16 protein-coding genes are annotated in these 16,576 nt (G+C 65.2%); 2 read left to right on the plus strand and 14 right to left on the minus strand.

What is annotated here, in order from left to right:
* Window positions 1-65 precede the first annotated feature (65 nt).
* Window positions 66-245 (plus strand): CsbD family protein, encoded by a 180-nt coding sequence (locus ACJMKX_RS00620; RefSeq protein ID WP_405219977.1) that lies wholly within the window; start codon window positions 66-68, stop codon window positions 243-245.
* 103 nt (window positions 246-348) lie between these two features.
* Here the strand turns inward: ACJMKX_RS00620 and ACJMKX_RS00625 are convergent, their stop codons facing one another.
* The 12 genes from ACJMKX_RS00625 to ACJMKX_RS00680 all read right to left on the minus strand — a co-directional run bounded on the left by ACJMKX_RS00625 (window position 349) and on the right by ACJMKX_RS00680 (window position 10,298).
* The gene (locus tag ACJMKX_RS00625) at window positions 349-1,767 is read right to left on the minus strand and encodes a phospholipase D-like domain-containing protein (protein WP_405219979.1); all 1,419 of its coding nucleotides are present in this window, start codon (window positions 1,765-1,767) and stop codon (window positions 349-351) included.
* Window positions 1,748-1,897 carry a lmo0937 family membrane protein gene (locus ACJMKX_RS00630; protein ID WP_405219981.1) on the minus strand — a complete coding sequence of 50 codons (150 nt, stop codon included), beginning with the start codon at window positions 1,895-1,897 and terminating at the stop codon, window positions 1,748-1,750. Before ACJMKX_RS00630 ends, ACJMKX_RS00625 begins: the two co-directional genes overlap by 20 nt.
* 162 nt (window positions 1,898-2,059) lie before the next feature.
* Complete coding sequence (locus ACJMKX_RS00635; RefSeq protein ID WP_405219983.1) at window positions 2,060-2,953, minus strand: PA2778 family cysteine peptidase; 894 nt, start codon at window positions 2,951-2,953, stop codon at window positions 2,060-2,062.
* Window positions 2,954-3,016: 63 nt separating this feature from the next.
* Window positions 3,017-3,385: a PA2779 family protein gene (locus ACJMKX_RS00640; protein ID WP_405219985.1), complete on the minus strand. Its 369-nt coding sequence runs from the start codon at window positions 3,383-3,385 to the stop codon at window positions 3,017-3,019.
* A gap of 109 nt (window positions 3,386-3,494) precedes the next feature.
* Complete coding sequence (locus tag ACJMKX_RS00645; RefSeq protein ID WP_405219987.1) at window positions 3,495-4,244, minus strand: Crp/Fnr family transcriptional regulator; 750 nt, start codon at window positions 4,242-4,244, stop codon at window positions 3,495-3,497.
* A 198-nt stretch (window positions 4,245-4,442) separates the two neighbouring features.
* The gene (locus tag ACJMKX_RS00650; RefSeq protein WP_405219989.1) at window positions 4,443-4,655 is read right to left on the minus strand and encodes a hypothetical protein; all 213 of its coding nucleotides are present in this window, start codon (window positions 4,653-4,655) and stop codon (window positions 4,443-4,445) included.
* A gap of 576 nt (window positions 4,656-5,231) precedes the next feature.
* Entirely contained in the window at window positions 5,232-6,614 is a 1,383-nt protein-coding gene (locus ACJMKX_RS00655; protein WP_405219991.1) for a diguanylate cyclase domain-containing protein, read from the minus strand.
* Between the two features lie 54 nt (window positions 6,615-6,668).
* Window positions 6,669-7,298: a hypothetical protein gene (locus ACJMKX_RS00660; protein WP_405219992.1), complete on the minus strand. Its 630-nt coding sequence runs from the start codon at window positions 7,296-7,298 to the stop codon at window positions 6,669-6,671.
* Between the two features lie 14 nt (window positions 7,299-7,312).
* Window positions 7,313-7,945: a class D sortase gene (locus ACJMKX_RS00665; RefSeq protein WP_405219994.1), complete on the minus strand. Its 633-nt coding sequence runs from the start codon at window positions 7,943-7,945 to the stop codon at window positions 7,313-7,315.
* A 158-nt stretch (window positions 7,946-8,103) separates the two neighbouring features.
* Window positions 8,104-8,832, minus strand: a complete 729-nt coding sequence (locus tag ACJMKX_RS00670) for a Crp/Fnr family transcriptional regulator (protein ID WP_405219996.1) — start codon at window positions 8,830-8,832, stop codon at window positions 8,104-8,106.
* Between the two features lie 192 nt (window positions 8,833-9,024).
* On the minus strand, window positions 9,025-9,753 hold the full coding sequence (locus ACJMKX_RS00675; RefSeq protein ID WP_405219997.1) for a Crp/Fnr family transcriptional regulator: 729 nt from the start codon (window positions 9,751-9,753) through the stop codon (window positions 9,025-9,027).
* A gap of 326 nt (window positions 9,754-10,079) precedes the next feature.
* The gene (locus ACJMKX_RS00680) at window positions 10,080-10,298 is read right to left on the minus strand and encodes a DUF3185 family protein (RefSeq protein WP_405219999.1); all 219 of its coding nucleotides are present in this window, start codon (window positions 10,296-10,298) and stop codon (window positions 10,080-10,082) included.
* 466 nt (window positions 10,299-10,764) lie between these two features.
* On the opposite strand from ACJMKX_RS00680, the gene dusA reads away from it, so the two are divergent.
* Window positions 10,765-11,748 (plus strand): tRNA dihydrouridine(20/20a) synthase DusA, encoded by a 984-nt coding sequence (gene dusA / locus ACJMKX_RS00685; protein ID WP_405220001.1) that lies wholly within the window; start codon window positions 10,765-10,767, stop codon window positions 11,746-11,748.
* 9 nt (window positions 11,749-11,757) lie between these two features.
* Here dusA and ACJMKX_RS00690 read toward each other — a convergent pair whose 3' ends face one another.
* A complete protein-coding gene (locus ACJMKX_RS00690) occupies window positions 11,758-15,024 on the minus strand; it encodes a S41 family peptidase (protein ID WP_405220003.1) in 3,267 nt (1,088 codons plus the stop codon).
* A 56-nt stretch (window positions 15,025-15,080) separates the two neighbouring features.
* The gene (locus ACJMKX_RS00695) at window positions 15,081-16,517 is read right to left on the minus strand and encodes a M28 family peptidase (protein WP_405220005.1); all 1,437 of its coding nucleotides are present in this window, start codon (window positions 16,515-16,517) and stop codon (window positions 15,081-15,083) included.
* Window positions 16,518-16,576: the final 59 nt, after the last annotated feature.

Genomic DNA, 16,576 nt, shown 5'->3' on the forward strand with positions numbered 1-16,576 from the left:
GCCCGTCGGGCGCAGGCCCGGCGGGCCGTTTTTTTACCAACCACCACCGCAAACAGGCAGTAATCATGAACAAGCAACAGGTCAAAGGCGAATTGCACAAGGGCAAAGGCAAGGTCAAGGAAGTGACCGGTCGTGCCACGGGCAATCATAAAATGGAGCGCGAGGGCGAGCGCGAGCAGGCCAAGGGATCCATTCAGAAGGCCTGGGGCAAGCTCAAGGGCAAGGTCAAGAAGGGTGCAAAGTAAGCTCTGAGCCCGTCTCGCCGCGACGCGGTTGAGGGGCAGCACCCTGGATCCGGGACGCAGACGAGAAACCACGCGCCCGGGGGATTGGTTGAGCCGGGCGCTGCTACAGCCAGTAGGCGCCGAGTCGCGCGAAGCGCTCCTTGATACGCAGCCACAGGGAGCGGCGCCGCCACTCCGCGAGCACTATCTGCTCGGACTCCGCCAGGTCTTCCGCGAACATCGCGTTCATCTGCCGGGCAAACTTTCCGCCCAGCACCACCGCGTTGATCTCGTCGTTATGCAGGAAGCTGCGCCAGTCGAGATTGCTCGAACCGATGGTCGACCACACGCCGTCGATGACGGCGGTCTTGGCGTGCATCACCGCGCCCTGGCGCTCGTGGATCTCCACACCGGCCTTCAGCAGCGTCGTGTAATACGAGCGGCCGAGGTGGAAGATCGCCGCCGAATCGGTATGGCTGGGCAATACCAGCCTGACCTTTACGCCGCGTTGCGCTGCGTCGGTCAGCGCCTTGCGCAGCACCGGGTCGGGCCCTAAGTAGGCAACCGTCAGGTGGACCTCGGCCTCCGCGCGTGAGATCGCGGACACCAGCGTCATGTAAATGGGGCTGGCTTGCTCGTCCGATCGGCTGCCGATGGCGCGCACGATCTCGTCGCCCTCGGCGGACAGCTCCGGATAGTAGTCCCTCGGCGTCGGCGGGGCTTCGGCCTGCCGGGTCCACGAGTCGAGGAACAGCCGCTGGAACTCGGCCACCGCGGGCCCCTCGATCTGGATGTGCGTGTCGCGCCAGCCCTTGCCATCGTCGGGCGCAACGGCGGCCTTCAGCCCCGACGCCGGCTTGCCCAGCGGCACACTCGAGTAACCGACGCTGATGTTCACGCCGCCGATAAAAGCGATGCGGCCGTCGACCACCAGCTGCTTGCGATGATCGCGGTTATTCACCCGCCAGGTCTTCGGGTCTTTCGCAAGGGGGTTCACGGGATTGAACTCCAGCACCGCGATGCCGGCTTCGCGCAGCGTGTCAAAGAATGACTGCGGCGTCATGAGGCCGCCGACGCTGTCGTACATGACGTTGACGTGCACACCGGCGGCCTGCTTCTTCAGCAACAACGCGGCAAACTCCTGGCCGAACTCGCCATCGTCAAAGATATACGTCTCGAGATTGACGTGGTCGACGGCCGCCCCGATTGCTTCCAGCATCGCCTCGTGGGTATCCGGGCCATTCTGCAGCAGCGTGACTTTGTTCCCGAGCACCAGCGGGCTGCCGACGGCGATGGACTGCTCGTAGGCGAGGTGCTTACGCAACAAATCGGGGCCTCGGGTTTCCCGTTCAAGCTGCCCGAGCAACTGCTCGCCGCGCGCATCCGAGACGGTGCCGTGCTCACCCTGGAACTCGACTTCGGCGGGAACGGGTGCGTCCAATTCCACCATCGGCAAGGCCGCGCAGCCAGCCAGGCCGAGCGCCAGCAGGCCACCTGCGAGCTGCGCGCTCCGGTTGGCCAGTCTACAAGGACCGTCGGCCACTGATGATCTGTAACAACACCACGACCACCGCGATCACCAGCAGCACGTGCACGAAACCGCCGATGGTGGTACCGGAGACCAAGCCGAGCAGCCAAAGTACGAGAAGGATGACGGCAATTGTGTACAGCATGCTTGTGCTCCGTTAGATGTGTGTCCGGTGGGAGTGCGTTTATGGCCTCCCCCAGATTGAAATTGTGTTCCTTTTCCGCCTTTCCCTCTGTGCGGTCTCGCACCGATGGCTTCGCCCGCAGGTGGACTTTCGGAGTCAGGTACTCTGCCCGCGGGGAAGGCCCTAGGGACTGCCGGCGGATTCCATTGAACCGGCATTCGTTTCCTGCCTGGCCCCATCCCCCGCGTTCGCGAGTTCGGCAAGGGTCTGCGCAAGATTGTTGCGGGCCGTGCGAAAGTCCGGTTCCAACTCGAGCGCATGCCGGTAGGCGGATGCGGCCGCCGCCAGGTCGCGCTGCAGGTAGCGCACGTTTCCCAGCGCCGTCCAAGCCATGGCCTCTCCCGGCCAGCGCGCAACGGCCGCCGTGTAACCCTCCGCGGCGAGCTCGAGGTGCCCCGTCGACTCGAAGGGTGCCACCGCGCGGAGCCAGCCGAGCACATCGGCGCTGGCGGGCGGTTCGCCGGCTTCGACCGCTATCATGGCCCAGCGCCCGCCACGGTCCCAGCTGGTGAGGAACGGAACGGCTCCTGTCTCCGCGCGGCGGGTAATGCCGGAGCGCAACAGGAGTTTCTCCGCTGCTGGGTCGAACCCTATCAGTACTGCGTAATGCCACACCGGCCACCGATCCAGGCCGAGGTTCTGCAGCAACAGCACGGGGTGCCCGGCGCGCAGCTCCGCGAGTATCGGTGCGAGGGACTGGGGTAACACGTAGGGGACGCGCCCGTGAGTTCGTGCCGCCGCGAGCATTTCGGCCTGAAGACTGCCGCGGCGCTCGGGTACGTAGACGTGTGAAACCAGTTGCGCAGGCGTCACATCGACGCCGCTGTGGTTCAGCACGGTGGCGAGCGCCGCCGGGCCGCACTGGTATTCATCCTGCGGGAAGAAGGGTACCCGGAAGACCTCGACCGGGGACCCGGCCTCGCGGAGTACCTGGCGCTCGGGGCCGACAGCGCAGGCGCTCAGCATAAGCTGGGTGATGGCCGCCAGTATCAGGATTATCTGGGATTTGGCACGCACGGCAAAGCGCGACCGGGCCACTGCAGCGTTTGCCCGCTGCAGCGGCTGTCGCGAACCAGGAATTCAGATTCGGGTGAAAATATTGGTGACGCCTGTCAGTTCGAGAATGAACAGGACCACGAATACCACGCCGATCACGGCCAGTACGCCGCCGGCGGGATCAGTCTCCATGCTGGTCGCCAGCTGCTGCAGCTCGACGTCCGACATTGCCGCCATTCGCGCCCGGACCATTTCGGGTGCCACGCCCCAGTCCGAGAGCTGGGAGGCGACCGTCTCCTGCGCGAGTATCAACTCGATTCGGTCCAGCGTATGCGCCCGGGTTTCCTGCGCCACCATCTGTTCCGTGCCCACAATCCCCGCACGGGCGGGCAGTGAGCTCACCAGCATGGCTGCGAGCGTGAGGGCTATTACGACGCTGTTCGTATTCTTCATGATCCGACTCCTGGAGGGGTGGCTGCGAGGTGCGCCACGCGCCATGCGTGGCAATGGGCTCGCAGTGTTCGACTGCCTTCAGCGTTGAAGATAACCGTATCGACGGCCGCTATCTGTGCGCTGTCGAACCTAACGGGGCCGTCCAGTTTCTTGGGTGCGGCAGCAGGCGGTCGGTCTCTTTCCTGACCACCGCATAGCATTCACAGCTCAGCCCCTCGAGTCTTTCACGGTCCAGCACTTCGATGCGCCCGCGGTGATAGGCGATGACGCCGAGTCGTTGCAACTTGCCCGCGGCTTCGGTAACGCCTTCCCTGCGCACGCCGAGCATGTTGGCGATCAGTTCCTGCGTCATGGTCAATTCACTCGACCTCAACCGGTCGAGGGATAGCAGCAGCCAGCGGCAGAGTTGCTGGTCGATACTGTGATGGCGGTTGCAGACGGCGGTCTGCGCCATCTGCGTGATCAGCGCCTGGGTATAGCGCAGCATCAGCACCTGCAGGTCGCCATGTCGGTTGAACTCGTCCTTTAGCAGCTGGCCGGCCAGCCGATAAGCGTGGCCCCCGCTCTGGACGATTGCGCGGCTGGTGGTGCTCTCGCCGCCCATAAACACCGCGATGCCGACGATACCCTCGTTGCCGACTACGGAGATCTCGGCCGATGCGCCGTTTTCCATCACGTACAGCAGGGATATGATCGAGTCAGTCGGAAAATAGACCTGCCGCGACGACTCGCCCGATTCGTAGAGAACCTTGCCGAGGGGCATCTCCATCAGTTCGAGATGCGAAAACAGGCGTACCTGCGCTTCCTTCGGCAAGGCGGCGAGCAGGTGGTTCTGTTCCGGGGCAGGGCAGGTCGGCATTGAGATTACCCGTGGGCTGCGTGCGATCCTGACAGGCTATTGCCCGGGCATGTTCCCGTCCGTGCGCCATCGTACATACAGCGCGCACCGCGGTGAAGTGTATCTTAATTGCCGGTGCGCAACTGGGCGGTCTGCGGCTCCTGTATCGCCGCCGCGCTCCAATCGCTCGCCACCGCAAGTCCGGGAAATGGCCGTTCTTCAGCAATCGGCATCGTCTGCGTTGACGGAGTCCCTGATGTCTTCACAGGCATCTTCAATCGCGCTGCCGGTGTCTTTTGCGACATCTTTCATATTTTCTCCCGCTTCGTCGATAGCCTCGCCGGCATTCTCAGCCGCGCTGTCACTCGTATCACAGGCTGTGACCGCGAACGAAACCACGGTCAGAAGCAGTAGCAATTTCGCAATGTTCATAAGATTATCTTGGGGAAATATGGGAACTGGCACTGGCCGGGGGAGCGCACCGGACGACCAGCACGGTCCTCGCCGATCATCAACTCACATGAATTGCGGGATCATTGCCGGCGCGGCCACGGATCAAGCATGGCCCAGCGGCACTTCCGCGATCGGTGCGCTGGAGCGCACAACGCCAGTGGGCGGCGGATTGCGGCGGCGCAACCGGTCCGCCGAAATCTTCGGAGTCCCCTGGGAATACGGCAGCGCCCCTCCCTCGTTCTCCCAGTCCTGTATGGCCGGGAGGGCAGGTGGGGCAGGTTTCTCGACCAGCGCCGCGTTCAACCTCGCCACGTAGCGTGCGCGATTGGCATGAGGCGGAGATAAGAGTATGAACTTTGCCGACGCGACGAATGCCGCGGAAAAATGCTCAACGGGAGGTCTCGCTGGACCGACAAGCCGCTCCGCAATAATTGTGGATGTCTTGCCTGGATAGCTAGCGTCTCGGTTACTGTGCGTCATATGCATTCCTGCGAGATGTGGTGATGCGGACCTGGAACACGTAGGGCAATCTCTGCGCTCGGCCAAAACGGCAATCTACTGTGGCCAGGCTCGGGTGTCTGTTCGCCGGGCGAAGCGGAAACCCTCCTGACGACCGCCGGCTTTGACGTCGTACATGGCGAGATCGGCGCGTCGCATCAAGGCGTCGATGTGGTGACCGTGGTCGGGATAGAAACTGATGCCTATGCTGGCGCTGACCCTGGCGCATTCGTGACCGATGGTTAGTGGCGCGGAAATGGCGGCCAGAACCGACCTGGCTACCCGCGCCGCGTCCCGCCGGCATGCGATCTCCGTCAACAGGATTACGAACTCGTCACCGCCCCGCCGGCAGACGGTGTCGCTGTCTCGCACGCAAGCCTCGAGGCGGCGGGCGATCATCCTGAGCACCTCGTCGCCGAAATCGTGGCCGTACCTATCATTGACTGCCTTGAACAAGTTCAGGTCGATGAACAAGAGAGCGATCTTCTGACGATGACGGCGTGCGAGGCTGACCACCTGGTTCAGGCGTTCCTGCAGCAGCACCGTATTGGCCAGTCCGGTCAGATGGTCGTGCAGCGCGAGGTGGGCCATGCGCTCGGACATCAGCCGTGACCGGACCACATCGCGGAAGACGATCACGGCGCCGGTCACGGCACCGTCACGGTCGTGGATGGGGGCCGCAGAATCCTCGATGCCGAGCTCGGTACCATCGCGCCTCAGGAGCACGCAGCCGATCGCCAGGCCGACCGTGCGGTCTTCCGCGATGGCACGCTCTGCCGGGTTGGGAGCGGTATCACGTGACGTCCCGTCGATGAGGCGAAAGATCTGCTCCAGAGGCAGGCCCAGCGCCTCTTCGCGCGGCCAGCCGGTCAGAGTCTCTGCCTGCAGGTTCAGGAAGGTGAGGTTTCCGGCCAGGTCGGTCACCAGCACGGCGTCACCAATGAAATCGAGCGTCACCAGCGCTCGCTCTTTCTCGGCGAACAGCGCAGCTTCCGCCCGCTGCAACACAGCCTCGGCAGATTTGCGCTCCGCAATATCCTCAAAAAGTAAAAGCATGGCGTCGGAATCGTGCCGGTCCGGCGCGATCGAGGCATGCAGCCGCGTCCACATGGCGCGACCATCCGGTCGACTGATGCGGACCTCCGTCTGAAACGGTTGCCTGGTCCGGACTGCATGCAGCCACCTGGTATTCACCCGTTCGCGGTCATCCGCTTGCAGCGACGCACTCCAGCGCGCGCCGCGAGCCTGTGCCTGCGTCAGTCCCGTGATCGCGAGGTATGCCGCGTTCGCGTAGAGGCATCGCCCCTCCGTGTCGGACACGCAGACGCCCAGCGGGGAGAATTCGCACAGCCGGAGTGCCAGCTCCGTGCCGAACAGATTCGGCCCGGAGCTGGCAGCCGGGGCGGGCGTAAGGCTTCGAACCGTCCCTGTCTCGCTCATGTGCCGCTTGTACCTCCCGGCGTGCCGCTCGTCATGACCTCGCCACGGCCGCCTTCAGGTCCTGCGCCCGGTGCGCACGGCCAGGGCTCCCAGCAGCGACAGGAGTCCGCCAAGAGCGAACCACGGCAGCGGGCCGCCGGTGGCCGGCAGCATTTCCGCACGGCTCTCCGCAGCGGCGACGCGAGTCGCTGCCGGCGGCGTTACCGGTGTTGTCACCTCGGCGACCTGCTCGGGCGGTGCCCCGGGCTGGGTCACGAAACCGTACGTCCCCTCCGGGACATAGAGATTGACGAGCTGGTCACGACGCAGCCGCGAAAACGGGGTAGCCCGATTGTCGATGTAGGCGACCTGATTCATCGCAGGCTGCAACGTCACGGCCTCGATGGGGCGGTCGCGCCTGTCGCGGATGCTGAAGGTGACCTTACCGTCCGGCTCGACACGCACGAACTTCGCCTCGAACCGCGCCCAGTTCTCGCCACCGGCGATGACGACTTCACGGCACGCCTCGGTCAGTCGGGGGTGGTTGCGGAGCATGTCCGCGTTCCAGTCCACCTCGGCGCAGCTCTTCGCCTGTTCCCGTTCCCTCGGGAACTGCTCTTGCTGTGCGTTGGCCACACCGGGCAATGAGGCGGTGAGCGCCATTGCCGTCAGGCATACAAAAGTTTTGCTGTGTGTAATCTTCATCACGTCCTCCTTGTCTACATGAAACCACTCGGCATAGTCACAACGGCGTGTACGATGAAGCGCTGTGGTGCATTGCCGACGAAATAGAATGGATAGCAGGTCACCAGCGTAAGCATCGACTCGCCAGTATCGTCGAGCACATGCACGTCACCCGGGTCGACGACCTCCAATGCGGTAATTCGATAGAAGCGGGTCTTCTCCGGCGTGTTCAGCTCAACGAGATCGCCGACTGCTACGTCCTTCAAGGCCCGGAAATGGGTATCACGATGCGCGGCGATGCCGACGTTGCCAGAGCTGCCGGGAAAGGCCGTGCCCTCAACGAGCCCGGCACCGCGACGGAGCACGTCTGCCGTAGTGCCTTCATAGACGGGCACCTCCAGCGCGATGCCGGGGATCCGGAGCACGGCGATCACCGCATCCGCAGCCGGAGTTGCTGCGGCAGTGAGCGGAATCTCGCGGGGCCGCGGCTTGTTCGCCGGCGGGGGAACGAGCCACTGTTCGGTTGCGGGCTGATGCGCCGTTGCCGTTGCCGTTGCAAATGAGGCCAGCCCTTCCTGGCGCTGCTGCTCGCCCCAGAAGAGAGCGCCAACGTAGGAGCAGAGCAGGGTTATGCCGGCGACCCACAGTAACGTTTCCAAAATTTTCATAGCCCTTGCCCGCCGCCGGTTGTATGACCCCCGGGGAGCAACTGTCAGTGTCGGGCACAAGGCGATTAGCCGTCTGTGCGAAAGCGCACGCAGGCCGGGGCGGCGCAGGGACGGATCCCGGACGGCCACCGGGACGGTGCCGCACGGTCGGGTCCGGTTCAGTTGCCGGAGGGGGCGGCGGAGTAGGGCAGTAGCCGGTCGGTTTCTTTCTTCACCACCGCATAACACTCGCAGCAATGGCGCTCCAGCGTGGGCCTGTCCAGCACGGTGATGTGGCCACGGTGGTAGTCGATGATGCCCAGCTCCTGGAGTCTGTGGGCGGCTTCGGTGACCCCTTCACGACGTACGCCGAGCATATTGGCGATCAGTTCCTGGGTCATGACCAGCCGGTTGTCCGGCAGGCGGTCCAGGGAGAGCAGCAGCCAGCGGCATAGCTGCTGGTCGATTTTGTGATGGCGATTGCACACCGCCGTCTGTGCCATCTGGGTGATCAGCGCCTGCGTATAACGAAGCATGTAGTGCTGCAGTTCGCCATGGCGATTGAACTCGGCCATGAGCGCCGGCCCGGGGAGCCGATAGGCGTGGCCGGCACTCTGCACGATCGCCCGGCTCGGCGTGGACTCACCACCCATGAACAGCGCCACGCCGGTGATCCCTTCGTTGCCTATCACCGAGATTTCCGCCGAGGCACCGCTTTCCATTACGTACAGCAGGGAGACAATCGAGTCTGTCGGAAAGTAGACGTCCCGGACTTTGTCTCCCGACTCGTACAGGACCTTGCCCAGCGGCATGACCACCAGTTTCAGGTTCGGAGCCAATCGCTCCCGCACCGGCGCGGGGAGGGCGGCCAGAAGAGAATTCTGCTGGACGGTACGGCCAGCGGGCATGGAGCGGCTCCGGTCGATACCTGCCCTCTATTGTACGATCTTCGGACTCCCTGTGTACGCTGACGTACAGAAGTGTCCCTGACCGCGCCGTCACGATACGGCGAGCGATCCTTGCCGGAGTCTCAATGCCCGGCATTCTCCCTGACCCTGCCCTTGATTGCGCTGATTCGACCCTCGCCCTGATATCCCCGATCAGGACTGCCCCTGAAGGTTACGTCCCTGAAGCTGGTCCCGGCGCCCGTTCAGCTTCCCGAAGCACTCGCACGATGCGGATTCCAAGGCGGGACGATCGAGGATCGTGATCTCCCCCCGGGAATAGCCGATGACCCCGGCCGCCTGCAGCGTTCCGGCCGCCACGGTCACGCCGCTCCGACGGACCCCCAGCATATCGGCCAGGGCCTCGTGAGTGAGGTGGAAACTTCCGGTGCGGCTGCGATCATGGGTTAGCAGGAGCAAGCGGGCGAGCCGCTGATCGATCTGGTGAAAACGCGTGCAAGCCGCATTCAGCGAAACTTCCAGCAGCCGGAGATACAGATATCGCCCCAAAACTTTTCGCAGTCCCCGGCTGTTGTGCAGTTCCCGACGCAGCAGGCCAACCGGAATGCGCATGGCAATGCCCGGGCTCTGGACGACAGCCCGCATCGGCACCTCGTCAACGCCGAGCAGCACCGTGGCGCCCAGCATGCCCTCCCGTCCGATCAGTCCCATGTCGAGGGGTTTGTGTCCGTCCAGCGCCGTCACCTGGGAGATCAAGCCGCTGTGTGGAAAATAGGCGTAGCGTGAGCGTTGTCCGGCCTCGCACAGCACGTCGCCGAGCAGCAATTCGGTGGGTTCACAGCCGCTCACAAAAACGGCCTGCTGCCTGCGCGGGAGCGCGGCGATCAGGTCGTTCGGGTGTTGTGGGTGCGGCAGAGTGGCCAAGACGGGTTCCTTCTTCGTGCTGCCAGACACGTCCTGCGACTATCCGTCGCCCGGGATCGTCCCCTGGCACTCTCGATGCGCTGACTCTGTATGAATCGCGCTGGTCTGTCTGTGCCTTAGAGCACCAAGCAGCAATTGACATGATGCGCTCGATGGAGGGCGTATGATCGGCGTTTGCGGGAAGCTCCCTCAGAAGTCCAAATGGCCGTGGGCCATCCGGCAACCCTGTCCGGCGTTTGAACAATATGTTCAGACGAGTCGCGTCTGCTATCTGGACGCCCTGCTACTGGTATCCTGGCTCCGCAAGGGCCCGTCATGCATGCCCATTAGCCTGATTTGTTAGCCGATTTACCAAGCAGCAGTAGCCCAACACCGGCCACCGCGGAAGCCGCGCCGAGGATCAGCAACCAGGTGGTGGAGTCAGTGAAGCGTCCGGTGAGGGCCTCCGTTACCTGGTCGCCCAGGCTTTGGGATGACTGATACGCGAAGAAAAGCAGAATTAAGCCGACGACAAGCAAGGCAGCAGCCAAGATTCTGTTATTCATCGTTCCAATCTCCTGTTGGCTGAGGACGGATCATTAATCTCTTTTGAAGCCCATTGCGTTATTCAAGCGCATGACATTCGAACTGATTCCTGTCCATAAGCGGATTCCCAAAGGATTGCCGATTCTGGAGTCTGCCTCTTGCGATGAACTCTGGTAGATGCAGGGTGAAACTACAAGATAGTCAAATCGCGAAATCCGGTCGGTACGGTGTCCAACATATCCGGGGTCACTGGCATCAGGGAAATCGCCGAAGATCAGGCGCGGCCATTTTGGATTCACCCGATTGCCTGTTCGTTTTGACCGGAAGTTGGAGTGGTCAGATGAGCGCGAAGTCTGCGGTCAAACGTACCGTAGGTAGGGCAAGACACGGGCGATGTGGATCGCCGTATCGTGTATTCGACGAACGGGTACTGGACAAGAGCCTGTTCGCTACGCATCCCTGTGCCATTCCTAATAAAATAGCCAAATGAATAATTGCCCACATCGCCGAGAAATACAGGTTGCGCCGATGATGGATTGGACGGACCGCCATTGCCGGTACTTCCACCGCCTGCTGTCTCCCTCGGCGCTCCTCTACACGGAGATGGTGACAGCGGAAGCCCTTGCCCATGGCGACGCCGACCGCCTGCTGGCCTTCGACCCCGCCGAGAAACCCGTGGTGCTTCAGGTCGGTGGCTGCGACCCGGCCAAGATGGCAGGCGCTGCACGCCTCGGCGTCCACGCAGGCTACGACGCCGTCAATATCAACGTGGGCTGCCCGAGCGACCGGGTACAGGACGGACAGTTCGGCGCCTGCCTGATGGATCGGCCGGAGCTGGTGGCAGACTGCTGGCGGGCGATGTCAGAGGCCGTGGATATGCCGGTGACGGTGAAGACCCGTCTCGGCATCGACGACAAGGACAGCGACGACTTCTTCCTGCGCTTCATCGAGACGGTCGCCGGGGCTGGCTGCACCTCGTTCATCGTGCATGCACGAATCGCGATCCTGGCCGGTCTCAGCCCGAAGGAGAACCGCACGGTGCCGCCGCTGAACTATGACCGGGTGTATCGGCTGAAGGAGCGCTACCCGGAGTTCGAGATCGTGATCAATGGCGGCATTACGTCGGTGGAAGAAGCCCGCGCACAGCTCGATCGCGTGGACGGCGTGATGCTCGGCCGCGCGGCCTACCACACACCCTGGGTCCTGGCGGAACTCGAGCGCGCACTGGGCGATCCGGCCGCGGTACCCGCCAGCCGTCACGCCGTGGTGGAGCGGATGCTGCCTTACATCGAGGCGCATCTGGCCGCCGGCGGCCGGCTGCATCACGTGACCCGGCACATGATCGGGTTGTTCGCCGGCTGCCCGGGCGCGAAGCACTGGCGGCGGACGCTCAGCGAGAACGCCCACCGCCACGATGCCGGTGTGCAAGTGGTGGAGGAGGCCCTGACGGCGCTGCCGCGGGCCGCCTGACCGCGCCGATCAGTCGGTACGCACCGGGTCTGCCGGGCGCTGCGGGATGCGCGGCGGATCGGATTCGATGCGCTGCATTACCGCGGCAATGCCGCGCGCGAGCTGCGGGTCGCGGCCCTCGAGTAGCGCGACCGGGTCGTTGTCCACGACGATGTCCGGGCTGACGCCCTCACCCTCGACGTCCCACTCGCCCTGCGCGTTGGCGTAGCCGAACTGGGGTACGTAGACCTCGCCGCCGTCCAGCACCGGGCCATGGTTGGTGATACCGATGACGCCGCCCCAGGTGCGCTTGCCGATGAGCGGGCCGAGGCCCGCCTCCCGGAACATCCAGGGGAAGATGTCGCCGTCCGAAGCCGAAGTCTCGTTGACGAGGCAGACGAGATGTCCGGGGAACACGATGAAGGGATAGGTGTTCGGTCGGTCGTTGTGGCGGCCATAGGACAGCCCCAGGATGTTACGGCTCAGGCGCTCGATCAGCATCTGCGAGACATTGCCGCCGCCGTTGGAACGCACGTCCACGACGATGCCGTCCTTGCGGATCTGCGGGTAGTACCACTTGATGAACTCGCGAATACCGTTGGCGCCCATGTCCGGGATGTGGAGATAGCCCACGCGACCGTCGGTGGCCTCGGCCACCTTGCGCCGGTTCTCCGCCACCCAGTTCAGGTAGATGAGATCCGACTCGCCCGCGAGCGGCTCGACCAGCACCGTGCGCGCCTCCTCGAGGTCGGGCGTCGCGCCGACGGTAAGCTGCAGGGGCTGTCCGGCCGGGACGGTCAGCAGCGCGTACGGGTTCATGGCCGCCGTCAGCTCGCGGCCGTTCACGGCCAGCAGGTAGTCGCCCTCGCGCACGTTTACACCGGTCTCGGTGAGAGGTGACCGGTAACGCTCGCTGTCGTTCTCGCCCGGGAAGATATCGGCGATGCGGTAGCGGCCGGCGTCGGTATCCAGGGCGAAGCGCGCGCCGAGCAGCGCCACGTTCGGTCGGGCCGGCAGGCCCTCGTCGCCGCCGGCGATGTAGGCGTGGGAGGCATTGAGTTCGGCGATCATCTCGCCGATGAGGTAGTTGAGATCGGCGCGGTGCGATACGTGCTCGAGCAGCGGTTCGTATTGCTCGCGCACGGCCTGCCAGTCGAGGCCGTGCATGTTCTCCACGTAGAAGTAGTCGCGGAAGCGACGCCAGACCTCGTCGAAGATGGTGCGCCACTCGGCGCGCGGGTCGATGTCGGCCACCAGTTTGTCGGTGGCGACGGCCTTCGTCTCCTGTTCCGCGCCCTTGGCGACGTCGTAGACCTTGTAGCCGTCCTGCCCGCGCACCATCACGAAACCGCCGTCCGGCGAGAGGTTCATGCCCTGTACACTGCCGGCCAGTTCCTTCGCTTCCCGGTCCTCGATGCTGTAGGTCATGAGCCGCGGCTGCTGCAGCGGTTCGCGGCCGTAATAGAAAGAGTCCGTGACCACGTACAGGAGATGCTTGCCGGTGACGGCGAGCCCCTGGATGTTGGTCGGCGTAATGCCCGGCACGCGGAAGTAGCGGCCGGCCAGGCCGTCGAAGTCGATGCGGACTTCCGGCGCCTCGGCCTCCTTGTCCTTCTGTTCCTTCTTTTTCTCTTCCACCTCGATGACCGGGTCGGCGTTTTCCGGCGCGTAGGGATTGCCGGCATCGGCGGTCAGCGCGAGCGCGAGGATGCCCACCTGGTCGACGAGCGTGTAGTTGAACTCCCGGGTGCCGATCTGGGGCTGGAACATGCGGTCGCCGAGGAAGTACAGCGCCTTGCCGTCCGGCGACCAGGCGGGCGTGCGGTCGTTGAAGAACTCGTCGGTGACCCGGTGCCGCTTCTCGCGTTCGGCGTCCCAGACGTGGATGGAGCGCAGGCCCGACGGCTCGCTCAGGCTGAAGGCGAGCCAGCGGCTGTCCGGCGACCAGGCGTAGTCGGCGGTGTCGCCCCGGGCCTCGTCGGCGGCAATCACGGGTTCGCCGCGGCCGTCGGTGCGCGCCACGAAGATGCGGCCCGCGGCGTCGTGCCAGGCCAGGCGTTGGCCGTCCGGCGAGAAGGCCGGTGCGGAGTAGCGGGTGCGATAGCCTTCCGAGAGCTGCACCGGGTCGCCGCCGGCGGAATCCTCCACGTAGACCTCTTCCTCGCCGGAGAAATCGGACACGTAGGCGATATGGCTGCCGTCCGGCGACCAGGCCACCTCGCGCTCATGGGCATTCGAGGTGCCGGTCAGGTTGATCGCCAGGCCTTTCTCCACCGGCACGCTGAAGAGATCGCCCCGGGCGACGAAGAGCGCCCGGCGGGCCTGCGGCGACAGCGCAAAGCCCTCAATCTGTCCGGCCACGCTGACCTGGCGCGGCCGTGCCGGCAGGAGGTCGGAGGGCACCGTGATGGTGAGGCGACGGTCTTCGCCGGTGGTCGTGTCGTAGACGTGGATGGCGCCGTTCAGCTCGTAGGCGATGCGGCCCGCGCCGTCGGTGCCGGGCCAGCGCACGTCCCAGTCCGTGTAGCGGGTGAGCTGGGTGGTCTCGCCGGTGGCGGGGTCGTGGCGGTAGAGGTTGAAGCGGCCGTCCCGGTCGGAGGCGAAGTAGGCCGCACCGTCGATCCACATGGGATCCCGGTCCGAGCGTTCGTGAGTGGTAACCGGCGTGGCCTTGCGGCCCGGGATATCGAGCAGATACAGGTCCTGGGCCCAGCCGCCCTGGTAGCGCTTCCAGGTGCGGAAGTCGCGCATCAGCGGTGAATAAAAGAGACGGTCGGCGCTGCCCGCGAAGGTGGCGGCGCCGGCTCTGGGCAGCGGCAGCGGTTCCGGCAGGCCGCCTTCGCGGCTGACCGTGAAAAGGCGCCCGTCGCCGAGGCCCCAGGCATCGCGCAGCGATCGGAACAGCACCCGTTTGCCGTCCGGCGTCCAGCCCTGCACCAGGTGGTCGTAGCCCCAGCGGGCGGGCAGCGGGCCCTGGGACGGGTACCAGGTGAGCTGGCGCGGTTCACCGCCCTCGGCAGGGATCACGTAGACCTGCTCGGCGCCGTCGTACTGGCCGGTGAAGGCGATCGCGCCGCCGTCCGGGGAGAATTCCGCGAAGATCTCCAGCCCGGGGTGGCTGGTGAGCTGGCGGGCCCGGCCGCCGTCGGTGGAGACGGTCCAGAGGTTGCCGGCGTAGGTGAACACCACCCGGTCGCCGTGAATGTCCGGGTAGCGCAGCATCAGTGTCTCCGCCGTCACGCCGGTGGCGGCGAGGGAGGCGAGGACGGTAAGGCAGAGTGTCAGTGTCTTTCTCATGGTTTCGTCCGTGATGATGACCCCGGTCGTGAGTGGGGCAAGGCGTGTCGGCCCGCTCAGCGGGACTCGCGCGGCTCGACGGCCAGGCGGCCGAAGTCGCGCTCCAGGTTGGCGGCGATCCAGGCGAAGGCGGCGTAGGCAGCCACATTCTGGTCGATGGCCTCGCGGTCGATACGGTCGATGGTGTCGTTGGCCGTGTGGTGATAGTCGAAATAGTCTGTGCCATCCTGGGTCAGGGAAAATACCGGCATGCCGCCGGTGCGCAGCGGCCTCAGGTCCGCGCCGCCGCCGGCGTCGTTGTCGCCGCGCTCGATACCGAGCGGTGCCAGCACCTCGTGGATGCCGGTCACCAGGTCCAGCGCCTCCGGCGCCACGTTCGAGGAGATGCGCCAGACCCGCCCGGCGCCGAAGTCGGCCTCCGTGCCCACGATGTGATTGGCGAATTCCTCGTCGCTCATCTGCCGGTACTTGCGCGCGCCGGACAGGCCGAACTCCTCGTTGGCGAACAGCACGACGCGGATGGTGCGGCGGGGTGGCTTTTCCCGCTGCCCGATGAGGTGGGCTGCCGCCGTGACGATGCCGACGCCGGCGCCGTCGTCCAGCGCGCCGGTGCCGAGATCCCAGGAGTCGAGGTGCGCGCCGAGCAGCACGATCTCCTCCGGCGCCTCGCGCCCGGGGATCTCGCCGATGACGTTCGCGGAGGTGGTGGGCGGCAGCTGGCGGGCGGTGGAGTGGATGCGCAGCACCGGCCGGGCGCCGGCGGCGATGCGGTAGGCGAGCAGGTCGGCGTCCGGTGCGGAGAGGGCGATGGCGGGGATACGGCGGATGGAAAGATCGTACAGCTGGGTGCCGGTATGAGGCGCCCGGTTGTCGCTGGTGCCGACGCTGCGGATGACGACGGCCTCGGCGCCGAGCTTCGCCGCCTCCCGCGCGCCGTACAGCCGGATGGGTACGGTCTCGCCATAGCCCCGGCCGTCGCGCGCGCGCTGCATGCGCTGGTCGATGAAGACGATGCGGCCGCGTATGTCCTCTGCATCGCGGTCCCGCAGGTCCTCGAGGCCGGTCACGCGGATCACGCCTGCCTCGATGCCGGCCTCGCCGGTGCCGACGCTGCCGCCGAGCGAGGTCGCGGCCAGCGCAACGGGGTTCTCGGCGACGAGGGTGACGGAGAGCGTGCCCCGGTCCCAGTGGGGCACTTCCACTTCCTGAGTGCGCACGTTCTCCAGGCCGAGCGCGCGAAGCTTGGCGACCGCCCAGCGCACCGCGGCGCGGTCGCCGGGCGAGCCCGCCATGCGCGGTCCCACCTCCAGGGTCAGGGACTCGACGATGTCATAGGCCGGCGTGCCCGTGAGCGCGGCGTCGCGCACTGCGGCGGCGCTCTCTTTCAGATCGTCGGACAATGGCTGCGCCGCGGCTGTGGCAGCAAAGGCGGACAGGGCAGTGGCGACGATCGCCGGCAGGCCGGCGCGTCGCGTCAGCGCGGATGACGACATGGATGGCTCCGAGACAGTTTGCCGAAACGGTTTGCGCCGGATTGTACCGAAAGCTGCCG

The organism is Lentisalinibacter sediminis, from assembly GCF_040706615.1.
Taxonomy (GTDB): domain Bacteria; phylum Pseudomonadota; class Gammaproteobacteria; order Steroidobacterales; family Woeseiaceae; genus Lentisalinibacter; species Lentisalinibacter sediminis.